The sequence below is a fragment of the Pseudomonas sp. AC172 genome (assembly GCF_979258595.1).
Window position 1 is genome coordinate 6,458,998 of record NZ_OZ409868.1, and the last position, 15,556, is coordinate 6,474,553.

13 protein-coding genes are annotated in these 15,556 nt (G+C 59.5%); 7 read left to right on the plus strand and 6 right to left on the minus strand.

The features are described 5' to 3' along the window. The first annotated feature begins 1 nt into the window (after nucleotide 1). The 3 genes from ACZ0A4_RS29070 (at nucleotide 2) to ACZ0A4_RS29080 (ending at nucleotide 4,196) form a co-directional block, all read left to right on the plus strand. Nucleotides 2-568: an RNA polymerase sigma factor gene (locus tag ACZ0A4_RS29070; RefSeq protein ID WP_463577426.1), complete on the plus strand. Its 567-nt coding sequence runs from the start codon at nucleotides 2-4 to the stop codon at nucleotides 566-568. Next, nucleotides 565-1,554 (plus strand): FecR family protein, encoded by a 990-nt coding sequence (locus ACZ0A4_RS29075; RefSeq protein ID WP_463397612.1) that lies wholly within the window; start codon nucleotides 565-567, stop codon nucleotides 1,552-1,554. Before ACZ0A4_RS29070 ends, ACZ0A4_RS29075 begins: the two co-directional genes overlap by 4 nt. 212 nt (nucleotides 1,555-1,766) lie before the next feature. Further along, complete coding sequence (locus ACZ0A4_RS29080) at nucleotides 1,767-4,196, plus strand: TonB-dependent siderophore receptor (protein ID WP_463577428.1); 2,430 nt, start codon at nucleotides 1,767-1,769, stop codon at nucleotides 4,194-4,196. A 200-nt stretch (nucleotides 4,197-4,396) separates the two neighbouring features. On the opposite strand, the gene ACZ0A4_RS29085 is transcribed toward ACZ0A4_RS29080, so the two are convergent. Beyond that, the gene (locus ACZ0A4_RS29085; RefSeq protein WP_463577430.1) at nucleotides 4,397-5,272 is read right to left on the minus strand and encodes an AraC family transcriptional regulator; all 876 of its coding nucleotides are present in this window, start codon (nucleotides 5,270-5,272) and stop codon (nucleotides 4,397-4,399) included. A 139-nt stretch (nucleotides 5,273-5,411) separates the two neighbouring features. Here ACZ0A4_RS29085 and ACZ0A4_RS29090 point away from each other — a divergent pair, with 139 nt between their 5' ends. Continuing rightward, nucleotides 5,412-6,314, plus strand: coding sequence for a DMT family transporter (locus ACZ0A4_RS29090; RefSeq protein ID WP_463577432.1), 903 nt, complete (start codon nucleotides 5,412-5,414; stop codon nucleotides 6,312-6,314). Nucleotides 6,315-6,333: 19 nt separating this feature from the next. Here the strand turns inward: ACZ0A4_RS29090 and ACZ0A4_RS29095 are convergent, their stop codons facing one another. The 5 genes from ACZ0A4_RS29095 to ACZ0A4_RS29115 form a co-directional block, all read right to left on the minus strand. Beyond that, nucleotides 6,334-6,843 (minus strand): DUF2165 family protein, encoded by a 510-nt coding sequence (locus tag ACZ0A4_RS29095; protein ID WP_397483059.1) that lies wholly within the window; start codon nucleotides 6,841-6,843, stop codon nucleotides 6,334-6,336. 147 nt (nucleotides 6,844-6,990) lie between these two features. Next, nucleotides 6,991-7,965, minus strand: coding sequence for a 2-hydroxyacid dehydrogenase (locus ACZ0A4_RS29100; RefSeq protein WP_463577434.1), 975 nt, complete (start codon nucleotides 7,963-7,965; stop codon nucleotides 6,991-6,993). Nucleotides 7,966-8,727: 762 nt separating this feature from the next. Further along, the gene (locus ACZ0A4_RS29105) at nucleotides 8,728-9,189 is read right to left on the minus strand and encodes a hypothetical protein (RefSeq protein ID WP_463577436.1); all 462 of its coding nucleotides are present in this window, start codon (nucleotides 9,187-9,189) and stop codon (nucleotides 8,728-8,730) included. A 341-nt stretch (nucleotides 9,190-9,530) separates the two neighbouring features. Continuing rightward, nucleotides 9,531-9,905 (minus strand): DUF6124 family protein, encoded by a 375-nt coding sequence (locus tag ACZ0A4_RS29110; RefSeq protein WP_463577437.1) that lies wholly within the window; start codon nucleotides 9,903-9,905, stop codon nucleotides 9,531-9,533. A gap of 380 nt (nucleotides 9,906-10,285) precedes the next feature. Continuing rightward, the gene (locus ACZ0A4_RS29115; protein ID WP_186624965.1) at nucleotides 10,286-11,254 is read right to left on the minus strand and encodes a LysR family transcriptional regulator; all 969 of its coding nucleotides are present in this window, start codon (nucleotides 11,252-11,254) and stop codon (nucleotides 10,286-10,288) included. 275 nt (nucleotides 11,255-11,529) lie between these two features. Between ACZ0A4_RS29115 and ACZ0A4_RS29120 the strand changes: the two genes are divergently transcribed. From ACZ0A4_RS29120 to ACZ0A4_RS29130, 3 genes are all read left to right on the plus strand, one after another. Then, nucleotides 11,530-13,029: an efflux transporter outer membrane subunit gene (locus ACZ0A4_RS29120; RefSeq protein WP_463577439.1), complete on the plus strand. Its 1,500-nt coding sequence runs from the start codon at nucleotides 11,530-11,532 to the stop codon at nucleotides 13,027-13,029. Nucleotides 13,030-13,166: 137 nt separating this feature from the next. Continuing rightward, entirely contained in the window at nucleotides 13,167-15,359 is a 2,193-nt protein-coding gene (locus tag ACZ0A4_RS29125) for an FUSC family protein (RefSeq protein ID WP_463577440.1), read from the plus strand. Next, entirely contained in the window at nucleotides 15,349-15,549 is a 201-nt protein-coding gene (locus ACZ0A4_RS29130; RefSeq protein WP_007914106.1) for a DUF1656 domain-containing protein, read from the plus strand. Before ACZ0A4_RS29125 ends, ACZ0A4_RS29130 begins: the two co-directional genes overlap by 11 nt. The last annotated feature ends 7 nt before the right edge of the window (nucleotides 15,550-15,556 follow it).

The window sequence follows — 15,556 nt, forward strand, 5'->3', positions numbered from 1 at the left end:
AGTGCTGATCGGTCTGCCACCGGAATCCCGCGACGATGAGCCGAGCGGGGCGCGTGCGCATTTTCTCCAAGTGTTCCTGTCTCAGCGTTCGCAAATGGAGGCGCTGGTGAACCGTCGCGTCGGTTGTCGGGCGACGGCGGCGGACCTGGTGCAGGATCTGTTTTTGCGGTTCTGGCGGCGGCCGCTGGTGCAGGTCGAAGAGCTCAGTACTTATCTGTTGCGTTGCGCCGGCAACATCGCCATCGACCATCTTCGCAGCGAAGGCACACGCACGCGCGTCAACGAAGGCTGGCAACCGGAGGCGCCGGACAGCCACGGCAGCGAGCCGCAAGCGGCGCTTGAAGCGGGCAATGATCTGCGCCATGTCGAAGCGGCGTTGCGCGCCTTGCCTGAGCGCACCCGGCAGATCTTTTTGCTCAATCGTATCCACGGCCGCAAGTACGCGGACATCGCCAAAGCCATGGGCCTGTCCCAAAGTGCCGTGGAAAAACATATGATGCGCGCCCTCGAGGCCTGCAAGGCCAGCCTGCGCGACCCCGCGCCACGCCTGCCAGGGAAAGCACCGTGAAGCCATCCGATTCCGTCACCCCGACGCCCGCTCAAGAGCAGGCCGCCTTTGCCTGGCTGAGCCTGTTGCATGATCGGCCGAGCGCCGGCGATCAATTGACCTTCAGCCAATGGCTACGGGCTGATCCGGCGCATGCCGAAGCTTACGCGCAGGCGCAGGTGGTCTGGGAATTGAGCGAAAGCCCGGCGCGAATGCTGGCTGATGAAGAAGCTTTGGCGTTGCAGGGCTATCTCGATGCGATGGATCGCCCGCGCCGTCCGCAGGTTTTACGTTGGTCGGGGGCGCTGGCAATGGCCGCGTGTCTGTTGCTGATGGTCAGCCTCGGCACCGGCTGGCAGCCGCAGCGCTGGATCGATGATCTGGGCGCGGATTACGTTTCAGCGCCGGGAGAAATTCGCACCGTGACCCTGGCTGATCAATCGCAAGTAACGCTGGATGCCGACAGTGCGATTGCCGTGGATTTCAGCCGCGGCGAGCGGCATGTTCAGTTGCGTCGTGGTGCCGGGTTTTTCACGGTTACGCACACCGGCGAGCCGTTTGTGGTCGAGGCCGAAAAGGGCGAGGCGCGCGTGCTCGGGACGCAGTTCGAAGTGCGACTGCAACCGCATGGCGCGCAGGTCACGGTGTTGTCCGGACGCGTTGGCGTGACGGCGGATCGCGACGGCGAACAGCAGATTCTCACCGCTGGCCAGCAGGTTGCTTACGGCGAAGGCACAGCGCAAAAGCTTCACGCGGTGGACAGCGAAGCGCAACTGGCCTGGCGTCAGGGCTGGCTGACGTATTACAAGTCGACGCTGGCCGATGTGGTCGAGGATCTGCGCCGTTATTACCCGGGGCGGATCGTGTTGCTCAACGATGAGCTGGCGGCGCGCAAGGTCAGTGGCAGTTTTCCGAGCAAGGATCCGCGGGCAGTGCTCAGCTCCCTGCAAGGGGTGATGGGGTTTGAGCAGCACCAGGTGTTGGGGCATCTGATTATTTTGCGTTAGGGCTGATGGCCTCTTCGCGAGCAAGCTCGCTCCCACAGAGGAACGCATTCCAAAATGTGGGAGCGAGCTTGCTCGCGAAGGCGTCAGACCCGACAACACATCTGCAAAAATATTTTCAGATTTGTGGTGAGGTAAACCCGAGCCCCATCCGTGTAGTGACTGAAACTGCGAGTCATTCGCATCCGTTGCGGTTCTACACAGGTCATTGAGTCATGAAGTCCAGGGCAAAATCGGGTTCGGTCAAACAGTGGTTAAGCGTGTCGGCATTGAGCTTTTCGGCATTGGCTTTGTTGCCAATGAGCGTGGCGCTCGGCGCCGATACCGGCAGCAGCCAGGCGCAAAAACAGTTCAATTTTTCCCTGGCCGCCAAACCGCTGCCGCAGGCCTTGAGCGACTTCAGCCGCGTCACCGGGCAAAGCGTGGTCTACACCGACGAAGCGCCTTACGGCCTCACCGCGCCGGCAGTCAATGGCCAGATGAGTGCCGAACAGGCACTGCAACGCTTGCTCAGTGGCTCTGGCCTCAACTTCCGCCGCACCGATAGCCACACGCTGGCACTGGAACCCAAACCCACCGAAGGCGCGTTGAACCTCGGCGCCACCACCATCACCTCGACGCGCGACGAGTCGATGAGCTATCAACCACCGGAAACCAGTTCGGTGATGCGTTCCTCAGCTTCGCTTCAGGAAATCCCGCAGACCGTCAATGTCATCCCGGCGCAGGTCATCCGCGATCAGGCGCCCCGCAATCTCGATGATGCACTGGCCAATGTCAGCGGCATCACCCAAGGCAACACCTTGGGCAGCACTCAGGATTCGGTGATGACCCGCGGTTTCGGTGACAACCGCAACGGCTCGATCATGCGCGACGGCATGCCGATCGTGCAGGGGCGCGGTATGAACGCCACCGTCGATCGTGTTGAAGTGCTCAAAGGCCCGGCCTCGTTGCTGTACGGCATTCAAGACCCGGGTGGCGTGGTCAACCTGGTCAGCAAGAAGCCTGAGCTGACGCAATACAATGCGTTGACCCTGCGCGGCTCGACCTACGGCGACGGCAAGTATGGCAGCGGCGGCACCTTCGACAGCACCGGCCCGCTGGGCGATTCCGGGCTGGCCTATCGCATGGTGCTCGACCACGAAGACGAAGATTACTGGCGCAACTTCGGTACCCACCGTGAAACCCTGATCGCACCGTCGCTGGCCTGGTTCGGCGAAAGCACCCAGCTGTTGTTCGCCTACGAGCACCGCGAATTTCTTACGCCGTTCGACCGTGGCACGCTGATCGATCCTCGGACCAATCACCCGTTGGACATCTCGCGTAAAGAACGCCTCGACGAGCCGTTCAACAACATGGAAGGCCGTTCGGATCTGTATCGCTTTGAAGCCGATCATGACCTCAACGACGACTGGAAGGCGCACTTCGGTTACAGCTGGAACCGCGAAACCTACGACGCCAGCCAGGTTCGCGTGACCGCCATCGACACCAAAAAAGGCACGCTGACCCGCAGCATGGACGGCACCCAGAATGCGATCAGCACCGACCGGTTCACCACCGCCAGCCTCGAAGGCAAGGTCAACATGCTGGGTATGCAGCATGATCTGGTGTTCGGCGTCGATGACGAGTACCGCAAGATCTATCGCGAGGACTTGATCCGGCAGAAAAGCCTGACCACGTTCAGCTACCTCAATCCGGTGTACGGTCGCGAAATCGCCGGCACGACCGTCAGCGCCCCCGACAGCGCGCAGACCGATGAACTGCGCAGCGATTCGGTGTTCATGCAGGACTCGATTCACCTTAACGAGCAGTGGATTCTGGTCGCCGGCGGACGCTTCCAGGCGTACGACCAGTACGCCGGCAAAGGCGTGCCGTTCAAGGCCAACACCGACAGCAACGGCCAGAAATGGGTGCCGCGCGCCGGTCTGGTGTATCGCTACACCGACGCCTTGTCGTTCTATGGCAGCTACACCGAATCGTTCAAACCCAACTCGACCATCGCCCCGCTGAGCGGTAGCAGCACCGTGCTCGACGGCAGCATCGCGCCGGAAGAGGCCAAGTCGTGGGAACTGGGCGCGCGCCTGGACATGCCGGGCCGCGTCACCGGCAACATCGCGTTGTTCGACATCAAGAAGCGTAATGTGCTGGTTGCCAATTCCGAAGGTCCGACGACGATTTACAGTGCGGCCGGTGAGGTGCGTTCGCGAGGCCTGGAAATGGACCTGACCGGTCAGTTGAGCGACCGCTGGAGCATGATCGGCAGCTACGCCTACACCGATGCCGAAGTGACCGAAGACCCTGACTACAAAGGCAAGCGTCTGCAGAACGTGGCGAAGAATTCCGGTTCGTTGTCAGCTGTGTATGACTTCGGCAGCGTGATCGGCGGCGATCAATTGCGCGTAGGGGCTGGAGCGCGTTATGTCGGTGAGCGTGCCGGTAACGCGGTCAACGATTTCGATTTGCCGAGTTATACCGTGGCTGATGCGTTTGCTACTTATGACACCAAAGTCGAGGGGCAGAGGGTCAAGTTTCAGCTCAATTTGAAGAACCTGTTTGATCGCACGTACTACACCTCGGCGGCGAGCCGGTTTTTTGTGTCGATGGGGGATTCGCGGCAGGTTTCGTTGTCCAGTACTTTGGAGTTTTAACGCAAGATCAAAAGCCCCTCACCCTAACCCTCTCCCCGAGGGAGAGGGGACTGATTGGGGGATATTGGAAAGCTCCGCCGACGTGATCGATCTTTACCGAATCCATAATCGACCCGGTTATTCAGGTCGATGTACAACGCCAGACACCTCGGTCGGCCCCCTCTCCCTTTGGGAGAGGGCTGGGGTGAGGGGAAAAGGGCTCAACGCAAAAACGCCTGCCGATATTCCCCCGGCGTCCCGCCCAACACCTGCTTGAACCGATTAGTGAAATGACTCGCGCTGGCAAACCCGCACGCCAGCGCAATCTCGCCCAGCGGCAACGCCGTCCCGCGCAACAACTCCCGCGCCCGGCTCAAGCGCCGCGCCAACACGTACTGGTGCGGCGGCAGGCCGAAACTCGTGCGAAACATTCGCGCAAAGTGGTATTCCGACAGCGCGCACAACCCGGCCAATTGTCCGAGGCTGATCGGCTCGGCCAGTTGAGTGTCGATAAACTCCACCAATTGCCGCCGCTGGTGCGGCGCCAGTCCGCCCTTAAAACGCAAACCCTGACGCGCGCCCACCTGGCTGAGCAAGGTGTGGCTGATCAATTCATGGGCGAGGCTGCTGGTCAGCAAGCGTTCGGCGGGTTCGTCCCAGTTCAGGCTCAGCAACTGCCGAAAGCGCTGCGCCTGCTGTGGGTCTTCGAGGAAGGTCTGCTCGCGCAATTGCATCTCGCGCGGTTCGCGATCAAGCAGCGTGACGCAACCAAGGGCAAATTGTTCGGCGCTGAAATACAGGTGCGCCAAGCGGATATCACCGTTGATCACCCAGCCTGACTCGTGATCGGCCGGCAGGATGCACAGCTTGTCCGGCCCGCCTTTTTGACCGGGTTGATCGCGACGGAATGTGCCGGTACCACCAGCGATGTAGCAGGACAGGGTGTGGTGGCTCGGCGCTTCATAATCCTGCGCATCGTGGTGGTTGGTCCACAAAGCGGCAGACAAGCCGTCACCGAGCTCGGCGCTGTGCAGAAGACGTGCGTTCGGCGAGCTGTTCAACGCTTGAAAGACTTGCAGGGTATCGATGGCGGCCATGGTCGGTTCTCTTCAACGCCTTGCATCCTACTCCGTAGGCGCCGCGCTGCCAGCCTGCCGCCAGACAAAAGCGCAAGATTCTGCAAGTGCGCAGGGCGACCGTGGGCAGATACTCAAGGCCTATCGAGGAGTGTGTGCCATGAACCTGTCGTTGTATTTGCTGACCGTGCTGATCTGGGGCACGACGTGGATTGCCCTGAAATGGCAACTGGGCGTGGTGGCGATTGCGGTGTCGATCGTCTATCGCTTCGGCCTCGCCGCGCTGGTGCTGTTTGCGTGGTTGCTGCTCAGTCGCCGGCTGCAACCGATGAACCGCCGTGGGCATTTGATCTGCGTGGCTCAAGGGTTGTGTTTGTTCTGCGTCAATTTCATGTGCTTCCTGACCGCCAGTCAGTGGATCCCCAGCGGCCTGGTCGCGGTGGTGTTCTCTACCGCCACCCTTTGGAATGCGCTGAATGCGCGGGTGTTTTTCGGTCAGCGCATTGCGCGCAATGTGCTGATGGGCGGTGCACTTGGGTTGTTCGGCCTGGGCATGTTGTTCTGGCCGGAATTGGCCGGGCATCAGGCCAGCCCGCAGACCTTGCTCGGCCTCGGCCTGGCGTTGTGCGGCACGTTGTGTTTCTCGGCGGGCAACATGCTCTCGAGTCTGCAGCAGAAGGCCGGCCTGAAGCCGCTGACCACCAACGCCTGGGGCATGGCCTACGGTGCGGCGATGCTGTCGGTGTGGTGTCTGGTCAAAGGTATTGCGTTCGACATGGATTGGAGCCCGCGTTATGTCGGTGCGTTGCTGTATTTGGTGATCCCTGGTTCGGTGATCGGTTTCACCGCGTATCTGACACTGGTCGGGCGCATGGGGCCGGAGCGGGCGGCTTACTGCACGGTGTTGTTTCCAGTGGTGGCGCTGAACGTCTCGGCGTTTGCCGAAGGTTATCAGTGGACAGCGCCAGCGCTGGTCGGTCTGGTATTGGTGATGCTGGGTAATGTGCTGGTGTTTCGTAAACCGAAAGTGGTGGTAACGCCAGTGCAGGAAAAGTTGGCTTGAAATAAACGAGCGCTGAACGTCAGCGCTCGACTTTCAAGGTGATGTAAATCATCACCGGGAAGATGAAATCAACGATATGTCGCGCCCAGTCCTTGGCGTTCCATGATTGCGAAGTGTCCATATCAAACCATTCCACTCCCACAGTTTGCAGGCACACGTAATAAATGAAGATGGCCGCCAGTATGCCCATGATCGAGAACTTTTTTGCCTCGTGGAATACTTCTGCGCAGGCGTTGATGTTGCGATACAGCTGATAGGTGCCGATCAGGCACAACACGGTATACGTGACTTCCAGTGTGATGATGAACCAGTAGATCCGGTGATGAATCATCGGTGATTCAATGGCTCGGTACTTGATGGTTTCACTGGCGGTGGTGGTGTCCATGCTCAGGATGTGCGCCACATAAGTGTAGTTTGAATCATAGTCGGTGAAGTTGTGGATCATCACCAGCACGCCAAAGAAGCTGATGTAAGCCATCAATATGACTTTGCTGTAACGAATGAGTTTGTCGGTTGTCAGGGTGTTCAAGGTATTGGCTCTCCATAGCGTTTGTCGATTATTCGACAGGCAGGCAGAGCTTATAATGCTGTTGTTTAATTGGCTTTGTTGTTCGATTTCAAGTTGTGTAAGGCGTAACTAGCGGGCAAGTGCGATAGCGCACTTGCCCGTGGCTTTTTATCCGCGCCAGACTTGCGGGTTGACCAAGTCCTGCGGGCGCTCGCCGAGCAGGGCGCTGCGCAGGTTGGTCAGTGCACGATTGGCCATGGCTTCACGGGTTTCATTCGTCGCCGAGCCAATGTGCGGCAGGGTCACGGCGTTACTCAACTGGAACAGCGGTGATTCGGCCAGCGGTTCCTTTTCATAAACGTCCAGACCGGCGCCGCGAATCCGCTTGTTTTGCAGGGCTTCGATCAGGGCCGGTTCATCGACGACCGGGCCACGGGAGATGTTGACCAGGATGGCGCCTGGTTTCATCAGGGCCAGTTCGCGGTGGCTGATGAGGTGGTGGGTCTTGTCGCTGAGCGGCACCACCAGGCAGACGAAATCGGCTTCGGCGAGCAGTTGATCGAGGCTGCGAAATTGTGCGCCGAGTTCTTGTTCAAGGTCGGTCTTGCGGCTGTTGCCGCTGTAGATGATCGGCATGTTGAAACCGAAGCGGCCACGGCGGGCGACGGCGGCGCCGATGTTGCCCATGCCGACAATGCCGAGGGTTTTGCCGTGGACGTCACAACCGAACAGCGGGGCGCCTACGCTGGCTTGCCATTGCCCGGCCTTGGTCCAGGCGTCGAGTTCGGCGACGCGGCGGGCGCTGCTCATGATCAGGGCGAAGGCGAGGTCGGCGGTGCTTTCGGTGAGCACATCCGGGGTGTTGGTGAGCATGATCCCGCGTTCGTTGAAGTAGTCGAGGTCGTAGTTGTCGTAGCCGACGGAGACGCTTGAGACCACTTCGAGTTTTGTTGCGGTTTCGAGTTGGGCCTGGCCGAGTTTGCGGCCGACGCCGATGAGGCCGTGGGCGTGGGGCAGGGCTTCATTGAATTGGGCGTTGATGTCGCCGGCTTTTGGGTTGGGGACGATGACGTCGAATTCTTGTTGCAGGCGTTCGATCATGGGCGGGGTGATGCGGCTGAAGGCCAGGACAGTCTTTTTCATCGTTTTTGGCTCTTGTTCGGGCTTGATACCAAGCACGCTAACATTTTTGTTTTGGGGTGTCTTGGCGGCCTTTGGGCCGACCATGCTCTTGGGGTTTTGGGTGTATATCCGTTGCTGCGGTAACGGCGGCTTAGGGGTTCGCCCTTACGGCGACTCACTTTTTTTCAAACGCCAAAAAAAGTAAGCAAAAAACGCTTGCTCCTACGTGCGGCCCGCTCGCTGGGGCTCGGGGTTCCTTCGCTGCGGATCGATCCGGGCGCAGCGCCTACGGTTTGCTTCGCTGCACCTCCTCTCGCTGTGTTTGGCTGCGCCAAACGGTCGCTGCGCTCCCACCCCCGGATCAATCCCTGCGCTCAGCCTTCCGACGTCGCCCCTGGATCAAGATCAAGATCAAGATCAAGAGCAGGCGAGCTGACACTCGGCCTATTGAGTGGTGAAGAGCGCGGGTGTTTGGCTTTGGATTTATGGTGGATTTTCCCCTCACCCCAGCCCTCTCCCGAGGGAGAGGGAGCCGATGGTGGGCCTCTCAAAATTTGCATTCAACTCGATATTTCACGTCGGCGTATCTCTCGCAATCACCTCGATCAGTCCCCTCTCCCTCCGGGAGAGGGTTAGGGTGAGGGGCTTTTAGCTGCGTGACGGGAATTGGGGGGGCGTGGTTATCCAGCATGCGATTCACCACCAATTTGGCAAGCAACTTTAGCGGATACCCGCTCGTGCCTGCACTTTAGTCAGACCTTGCAATCTGAGCGGCCAGTGCCTTCACCCCTCGATAATCTCAAGGCCTTGGACATCAATCTGACCATCATGAATCTGGTGCTTCTTATTGTTATTGTCGAAGTCCTTAAACGTGAAGTTGAAGGTGGCTTTGAAAATACCCTGGGCAATGTCGAACTCTTCTACGTCGATTGAGCCTGCATCTTCAATGCTGCTATACCCTTTTGTATAATTGGATTCTTTATACGAAAAGCTAAACGGGCACGGAAATTCCTCCGTGAAGAAATGTTTCCCTTTCTCGATGTTTGCATCAAATATCAAGTAAATTGAAAATGAGGTGGTCGTGGATTTTTGATAAATCGCCTTTAATGCCACCAACTCTCCATCACTCACAAAGATGCTGGGTTTTCCTTCAAATTGATCCGTGAAGTAATCTTTGATTCTGGCGGTGATAAAACCGGTCCCTGACTCGTTACGTCCTTCAAATGTATCTTTTGTAATGGTCATGTCTTGTTCCTTCAACTTTTAGGGGGGCTGCACCGGTATTGTTCGCTTGAAGCAGAAAAAAAGGTACTGTCAGATCTGACAGGTTGGCTATGCCATTTGGCTATAGTTGGTTTATCAACCATAACTCTTCAGAGTTGATTGAGTACGTCAAAGTTGAATCTTCGTCCGTAGGGGGGGGAGGCGTGGGGCAGATGCTCTCCCGCCTTCTCCCCGGGGCGAGGGAACCGATTTTTGGGCCTTTCAGAACCTGAGTTCGACTCGGTATTTCACGTCGGCGTAACTCACCCAAACACTTCGATCAGTCCCCTCTCCCTTTGGGAGAGGGCTAGGGTGAGGGGCTTTTAGCTGTGTGCCGGGGATTGGGGGATTTCGTGGTTATCCAGCACGCGGTTCACTGCCAGTTCGGCGAGCATGATGATTTGCTGAATCGCCAGAATCGTGCGCCGTTGCGGCAGGTCGATGTAGGCGGCGATGTCGCTGGTCATCAGGCTGGCTTGTGCCAGTGATTCGCAGGCGTGGACCAGCAGGCTTTCGCTGTCCTGATCGGGGGCGACCTGAAACATGGTGCTGGGTTTGTGGAAGCGCAGGGTGAGGGCGTTGGGTTTGAGGTAGTGGTCGAGGGCGCGTTCGGCGGCTTCGTGGAATTTCTTTGAGCCGGGGAATTCGTAGGGGGTGGTGTCGTCGGTTTCGGGTGGATTAGGCGTTGGTTTGAACATTGTGAAACTCCATTCGGGATGTGGAGTTCGTCACGTACTGCGACCAAGCAGTAGGGTGGCGAACTGTACGCGGGTTGGTCGACCAGGGAATGGAAACCCGGCAGGGCCAAAGCCCTCCCTCGCACAGTTCGCCATTAGGCAAGCTGAAAAGTGCGCCATTCTAAACCCGGACGACCAAGTCCGGTCGCTGATTCGTCAGCGACACCCAAATCCTAGCCACCGCACTTCCGACGAACAACCGTCAAAACCTGTCGGAAACATCCGCGAAATCGCCGTTTTCGTAGGAGCTGCCGTAGGCTGCGATCTGTTGATTTTTAAACAGCAAGATCAAAAGATCGCAGCCTGCGGCGGCTCCTACAAATTCCGTGGTGTGTTGAAAATCAGTTGGCAACACGCACGCCAGCGAGGCTGCTGCTTAATTCGTAGGCGGCCAATTCGGCCTGATGCGCCGCAAGAATTTCCGGCAACGACCCACGCAAATATTCAACCCACGTCTTGATCTTCGCATCCAGATATTGCCGCGACGGGTAGATCGCATACAGGTTCAGCTCTTGCGAGCGGTAGTTCGGCATGACCCGCACCAGCGTGCCGTTACGCAAACCTTCGATCGCCGCATACACCGGCAACACGCCCACGCCCATGCCACTGGTGATCGCGGTTTTCATCGCGTCGGCGGAGTTCACCAGAAACGGCGAACTGTTGATGGTGACCATTTCCTGGCCTTCCGGGCCGTCGAACGCCCACTTCTCCAGGGGGATCACCGGGCTGACCAGGCGCAGGCAGGCGTGGTTGAGCAGGTCACTGGGCTTTTGCGCGGCGCCGTTGGCTTTCACGTAGGCCGGCGAGGCGCAGACGATGCTGTAGGTGATGCCCAGGCGTTGCGAGACGAAGCCGGAGTCCGGCAGTTCGCTGGCGAGTACGATGGATACGTCGTAGCCCTCGTCGAGCAGGTCCGGTACGCGGTTGGCCAGCGTCAGGTCGAAGGTGACGTCGGGGTGAGTCTTGCGGTAACGGGCGATGGCGTCGATGACGAAGTGCTGGCCGATGCCGGTCATGGTGTGCACTTTCAATTGCCCGGCCGGGCGCGCGTGGGCGTCGCTGGCCTCGGCTTCGGCCTCTTCGACGTAGGCCAGAATCTGTTCGCAGCGCAGCAGGTAGCGTTTGCCCGCTTCGGTCAGGGCGATGCGCCGCGTGGTGCGGTTGAGCAAGCGGGTTTGCAGGTGGGCTTCCAGGTTGGAGACCGCGCGCGAGACGTTGGCGGTGGTGGTGTCGAGTTGCACGGCGGCGGCGGTGAAGCTGCCGGCTTCGGCCACGCAACTGAAGGCGCGCATGTTTTGCAAAGTGTCCATGGGGTGCTCTCAAGGGAGATGGCAAATTGTGACACGAAGTTTCAGGGGCGAGACCCCCGACCAAGGGATTATCTCGTTAACCGTAACAAAGATTCACAGAATTCCCAGCTTATCGCCATTGAGGGCGCCCCCTAGAATTGCGCCGATCCCGGTAGGAGCTGCCAAAGGCTGCGATCTTTTGATTTTGTTTTAAGGGAATCAAGATCAAAAGATCGCAGCCTGCGGCAGCTCCCGCACGGGTCCTCGATCTACCCCTCTCTCAGGAATTCGCAGCTGTGCCGCGTCGCATCAACAGAGCGCTTTTGCCGCTCAGTGTTCTGGCTTTTACCCTGGGTCTTGGCGGCTGCATCTCAACGGAGGGAATCGCCCCGCAGGGCAAGGCATTGGAGGCCAATTCACTGGCCACCGACGATGCCATCGCCCACGCCGTCCGTGACGCCAATTGGCCTACTGCACAATGGTGGCAAGCCTACGGCGACCCGCAACTCAATCGCTGGATCGACCTCGCTGTGCAAGGCAGCCCGACCATGGCCATGGCCGCCGCGCGAGTGCGACAGGCCAAAGCCATGGCTGGCGTCGCCGAATCCGCCGAGTCATTGCAGATCAATGGCGAGTCGACGCTCAAGCGGCACAACTGGCCGACCGATCAGTTCTACGGCCCCGGCGAGCTGGCCAACACCACCACCTGGGACAACAACGCCGCATTGGGTTTCAGCTACGCCCTCGACCTTTGGGGCCGTGAAAGCAACGCCAGCGAACGTGCGGTGGATCTGGCGCACATGAGCGCCGCTGAGGCGCGGCTGGCGCAGCTGGAATTGCAGAACAACATCGTTCGCGCCTACATCGAACTGTCGCTGCATTACGCCCAGCGCGACATCGTTGCGGCGACGCTCAAGCAGCAACAGCAGATTCTCGATCTGGCGCAGAAGCGTTTGAACGGCGGGATCGGCACGCACTTTGAAGTCAGTCAGGCGGAAACACCGTTGCCGGAAACCCATCGGCAAATCGATGCACTGGATGAGGAGATTGCCCTCAGTCGCAATCAACTTGCAGCGCTGGCGGGTAAAGGTCCGGGGGCGGGTGCGCAGTTGCAGCGTCCGACTCTGTCCCTCGGTGCTGCGCTGAAACTGCCGTCGGCATTGCCCGCTGAACTGCTCGGCCAGCGTCCGGACGTGGTCGCCAGTCGCTGGCAAGTGGCGGCGCAGGCGCGTGGGATTGATGTCGCGCATGCCGGGTTTTACCCCAACGTCGATCTGGTCGGCAGCCTCGGTTACATGGCCACCGGCGGTGGCGCGCTGGAGTTTTTGACCGGCAAGAAACTCAACTACAACGTCGGCCCGGCGATTTCGCTGCCAATCTTTGACGGAGGGCGTTTGCGCTCCGAATTGGGCGAGGCTTCCGCCGGTTATGACATTGCCGTGGCGCATTACAACCAGACGCTGGTGAATGCGCTGAAGAACATCTCCGACCAGTTGATCCGCCGCGAATCGATGGACAAGCAGCAAGGCTTCGCCGCCGAATCAGTGGCGACGGCGCAGAAGACTTACGACATCGCAATGATCGCTTACCAACGCGGCCTCACCGATTACCTCAACGTGCTTAATGCGCAGACGTTGCTGTTCAAACAGCAGCAGGTGCAGCAGCAGGTGCAGGCGGCGCGGTTGAGTGCGCATGCCGAGTTGGTGACGGCGTTGGGTGGTGGCCTCGGGGCTGGCAACGACGTACCGACCGCCGAGAATACCAAGGCCCCGAAAACCCCGGTTCTCCTGCATTGAACACACAACCTGTGGGAGCGAGCTTGCTCGCGAAGAGGGCGTGTCAGCCAGCACATTGGTTGACTGACTCACCGCATTCGCGAGCAAGCTCGCTCCCACAGGGTCCCGGTCCGACCCGTTTTTTCTGAGCAGAATTCATGACTCCCTTGCCCGCACCCCTGCGCTGGCTCTACTCCCTGGAATGGCGCCGGGGTTTCTTCGACTGGGCGCGCAGCGATGGCGTGACCTGGGTCTACATTTTCAAGGTGTTGCTCGCCGCGTTCCTCACCCTGTGGCTGGCCATGCGTCTGGAATTGCCGCAACCGCGCACCGCGATGATCACCGTGTTCATCGTCATGCAGCCGCAGAGCGGCCAGGTGTTCGCCAAGAGCTTCTATCGCTTTCTCGGCACCCTGGCCGGGTCGGCAATGATGGTCACGCTGATCGCGTTGTTTGCGCAGAACACCGAACTGTTCCTTGGCTCGCTGGCGATCTGGGTCGGCATCTGCTCGGCCGGCGCCGCACGTTGCCGCAACTTCCGCGCCTACGGTTTTGTCCTCGCCGGTTACACCGCGGCGATGGTCGGTTTGCCCGCGCTGGCGCACCCGGACGGCGCGTTCATGGCGGCAGTCTGGCGCGTGCTGGAGATCTCGTTGGGGATTCTCTGCTCGACCCTGATAAGCGCCGCGATCTTGCCGCAAACCGCCAGCGCCGCCATGCGCAATGCCCTGTATCAGCGTTTCGGCGTGTTCGCATTGTTCGTTACCGATGGCTTGCGCGGGCGCAGCAAGGCCGAGTCTTTCGAGTCGAGCAACGTGCGCTTCATCGCTGAAGCCGTGGGCCTCGAAGGGCTGCGCAGCGTGACCGTGTTCGAAGACCCGCACATGCGCCGGCGTAACGGTCGCCTGAGTCGTTTGAACAGCGAATTCATGGGCATCACCACACGCTTCAACGCCCTTCATCAATTGCTCGAACGCCTGCGCGTCAATGGCGAAGAGCACGTTGTCGCGGCGATCAGACCGGGCCTGCAGGATCTTGCCGAAGTGCTCGACGGCTTCAGCGGCCGCGCGCTGACCAGCCCCGATGCCGGCCGTTTGGCGACTGCGCTGGCGACTTACAAGGAAGGCCTGCCGGCACGGGTTCGAAGCTTGCGAGCCATCTTCCAGGACACCGATCCAAGCGACGCCGAACAACTGGATTTCCACACCGCCTACGAACTGCTCTACCGCTTCGTCGACGACCTGCACAGTTATGCACAGACCCACGCTTCGCTGGCCGATCACCGCCACGAACGCGAGCGCTGGGACGAACCTTTCACCCCGCAAACCAACTGGTGGGCCGCCGCTGCGTCGGGCATTCGCGCTTCGTTCATTCTCATCGTGCTGGGCAGTTACTGGGTTGCCACCGCATGGCCAAGCGGCGCGACGATGACCCTGATTGCCGCCGCCACCGTGGGCCTTTCGGCCGCCACGCCAAACCCGAAACGCATGGCATTCCAAATGGCGTGCGGCACCTTCCTCGGCGCGCTGATCGGCTTCGTCGAGATGTTTTTCATCTTCCCGTGGATCGACGGTTTCCCGCTGCTGTGCGTGATGCTCGCGCCGGTGATCGTGCTCGGCTCATTCCTCACGTCGCGGCCGCAATACGCCGGTGTCGGCCTCGGTTTGCTGATCTTCTTCAGCACCGGTTCGGTGCCAGACAACCTGACGATCTACAACCCTTACACCTTCATCAACGACTACATCGCCATGGTCATGGGCATGCTGGTCTGTGCCGCTGCCGGGGCGATTATTCTGCCGCCGAACAGTCGCTGGTTATGGAAACGTCTGGAGCAGGATCTGCGCGGCCAAGTCGTCTACGCGATCAGCGGCAAACTCAAAGGTCTGGCCTCGAGTTTCGAGAGTCGTACTCGCGATTTGCTGCATCAGGCCTACGGGCTCGCGGCGGGTGAGCCGAAGGTGCAAAAGAATCTGCTGCGCTGGATGTTTGTGGTCCTGGAAGTCGGTCACGCGATCATCGAGTTGCGCAAGGAACAGGCGATTTTGCCGGTACACCCGGCCTATGCCGAATCGCAGCCGTGGCGCCAGGCGATCCGCGTGATGGGCCGCGCGTTGGTGCGACTGTTTCTGCAACCGAACACCAGCAATCTCGAACGTGCGCTGATAGCGGTCGACCATGCGATCAGTCGAGTCGCCGCGACCGATGAGCCGTTCGCCCCACACTTCGATACCTCGGCATTGCGCCGGGTGAAGAGCTATCTGCACTTCATCCGTACCTCGCTGCTCGACCCGCAGTCACCGCTCGCTGCCTACGCCATCGCCAAGCCCGAAGGACTTGCCCATGCCTCGTGAAATCGCTTTCCACGGCGTGTACATGCCGACCATGACCCTGATGTTTTTCATCGCTGCGGCGCTGGCCTGGGCGGTGGATCGGTTCTTGTCCGGGTTCGACCTGTACCGCTTTTTCTGGCACCCGGCGCTGTTGCGTCTGAGTCTGTTTACCTGTCTGTTCGGCGCCATGGCGCTGACTGTCTACCGTTGAGAACATC

Bases quoted from the DNA above. Each gene is read 5' to 3' on its own strand.
- ACZ0A4_RS29080 (WP_463577428.1), top strand. From the start codon at position 1,767: ATGAAGTCCAGGGCAAAATCGGGTTCGGTCAAACAGTGGTTAAGCGTG.
- ACZ0A4_RS29085 (WP_463577430.1), bottom strand. From the start codon at position 5,272: ATGGCCGCCATCGATACCCTGCAAGTCTTTCAAGCGTTGAACAGCTCG.
- ACZ0A4_RS29090 (WP_463577432.1), top strand. From the start codon at position 5,412: ATGAACCTGTCGTTGTATTTGCTGACCGTGCTGATCTGGGGCACGACG.
- ACZ0A4_RS29100 (WP_463577434.1), bottom strand. From the start codon at position 7,965: ATGAAAAAGACTGTCCTGGCCTTCAGCCGCATCACCCCGCCCATGATC.
- ACZ0A4_RS29105 (WP_463577436.1), bottom strand. From the start codon at position 9,189: ATGACCATTACAAAAGATACATTTGAAGGACGTAACGAGTCAGGGACC.
- ACZ0A4_RS29110 (WP_463577437.1), bottom strand. From the start codon at position 9,905: ATGTTCAAACCAACGCCTAATCCACCCGAAACCGACGACACCACCCCC.
- ACZ0A4_RS29115 (WP_186624965.1), bottom strand. From the start codon at position 11,254: ATGGACACTTTGCAAAACATGCGCGCCTTCAGTTGCGTGGCCGAAGCC.
- ACZ0A4_RS29125 (WP_463577440.1), top strand. From the start codon at position 13,167: ATGACTCCCTTGCCCGCACCCCTGCGCTGGCTCTACTCCCTGGAATGG.
- ACZ0A4_RS29130 (WP_007914106.1), top strand. From the start codon at position 15,349: ATGCCTCGTGAAATCGCTTTCCACGGCGTGTACATGCCGACCATGACC.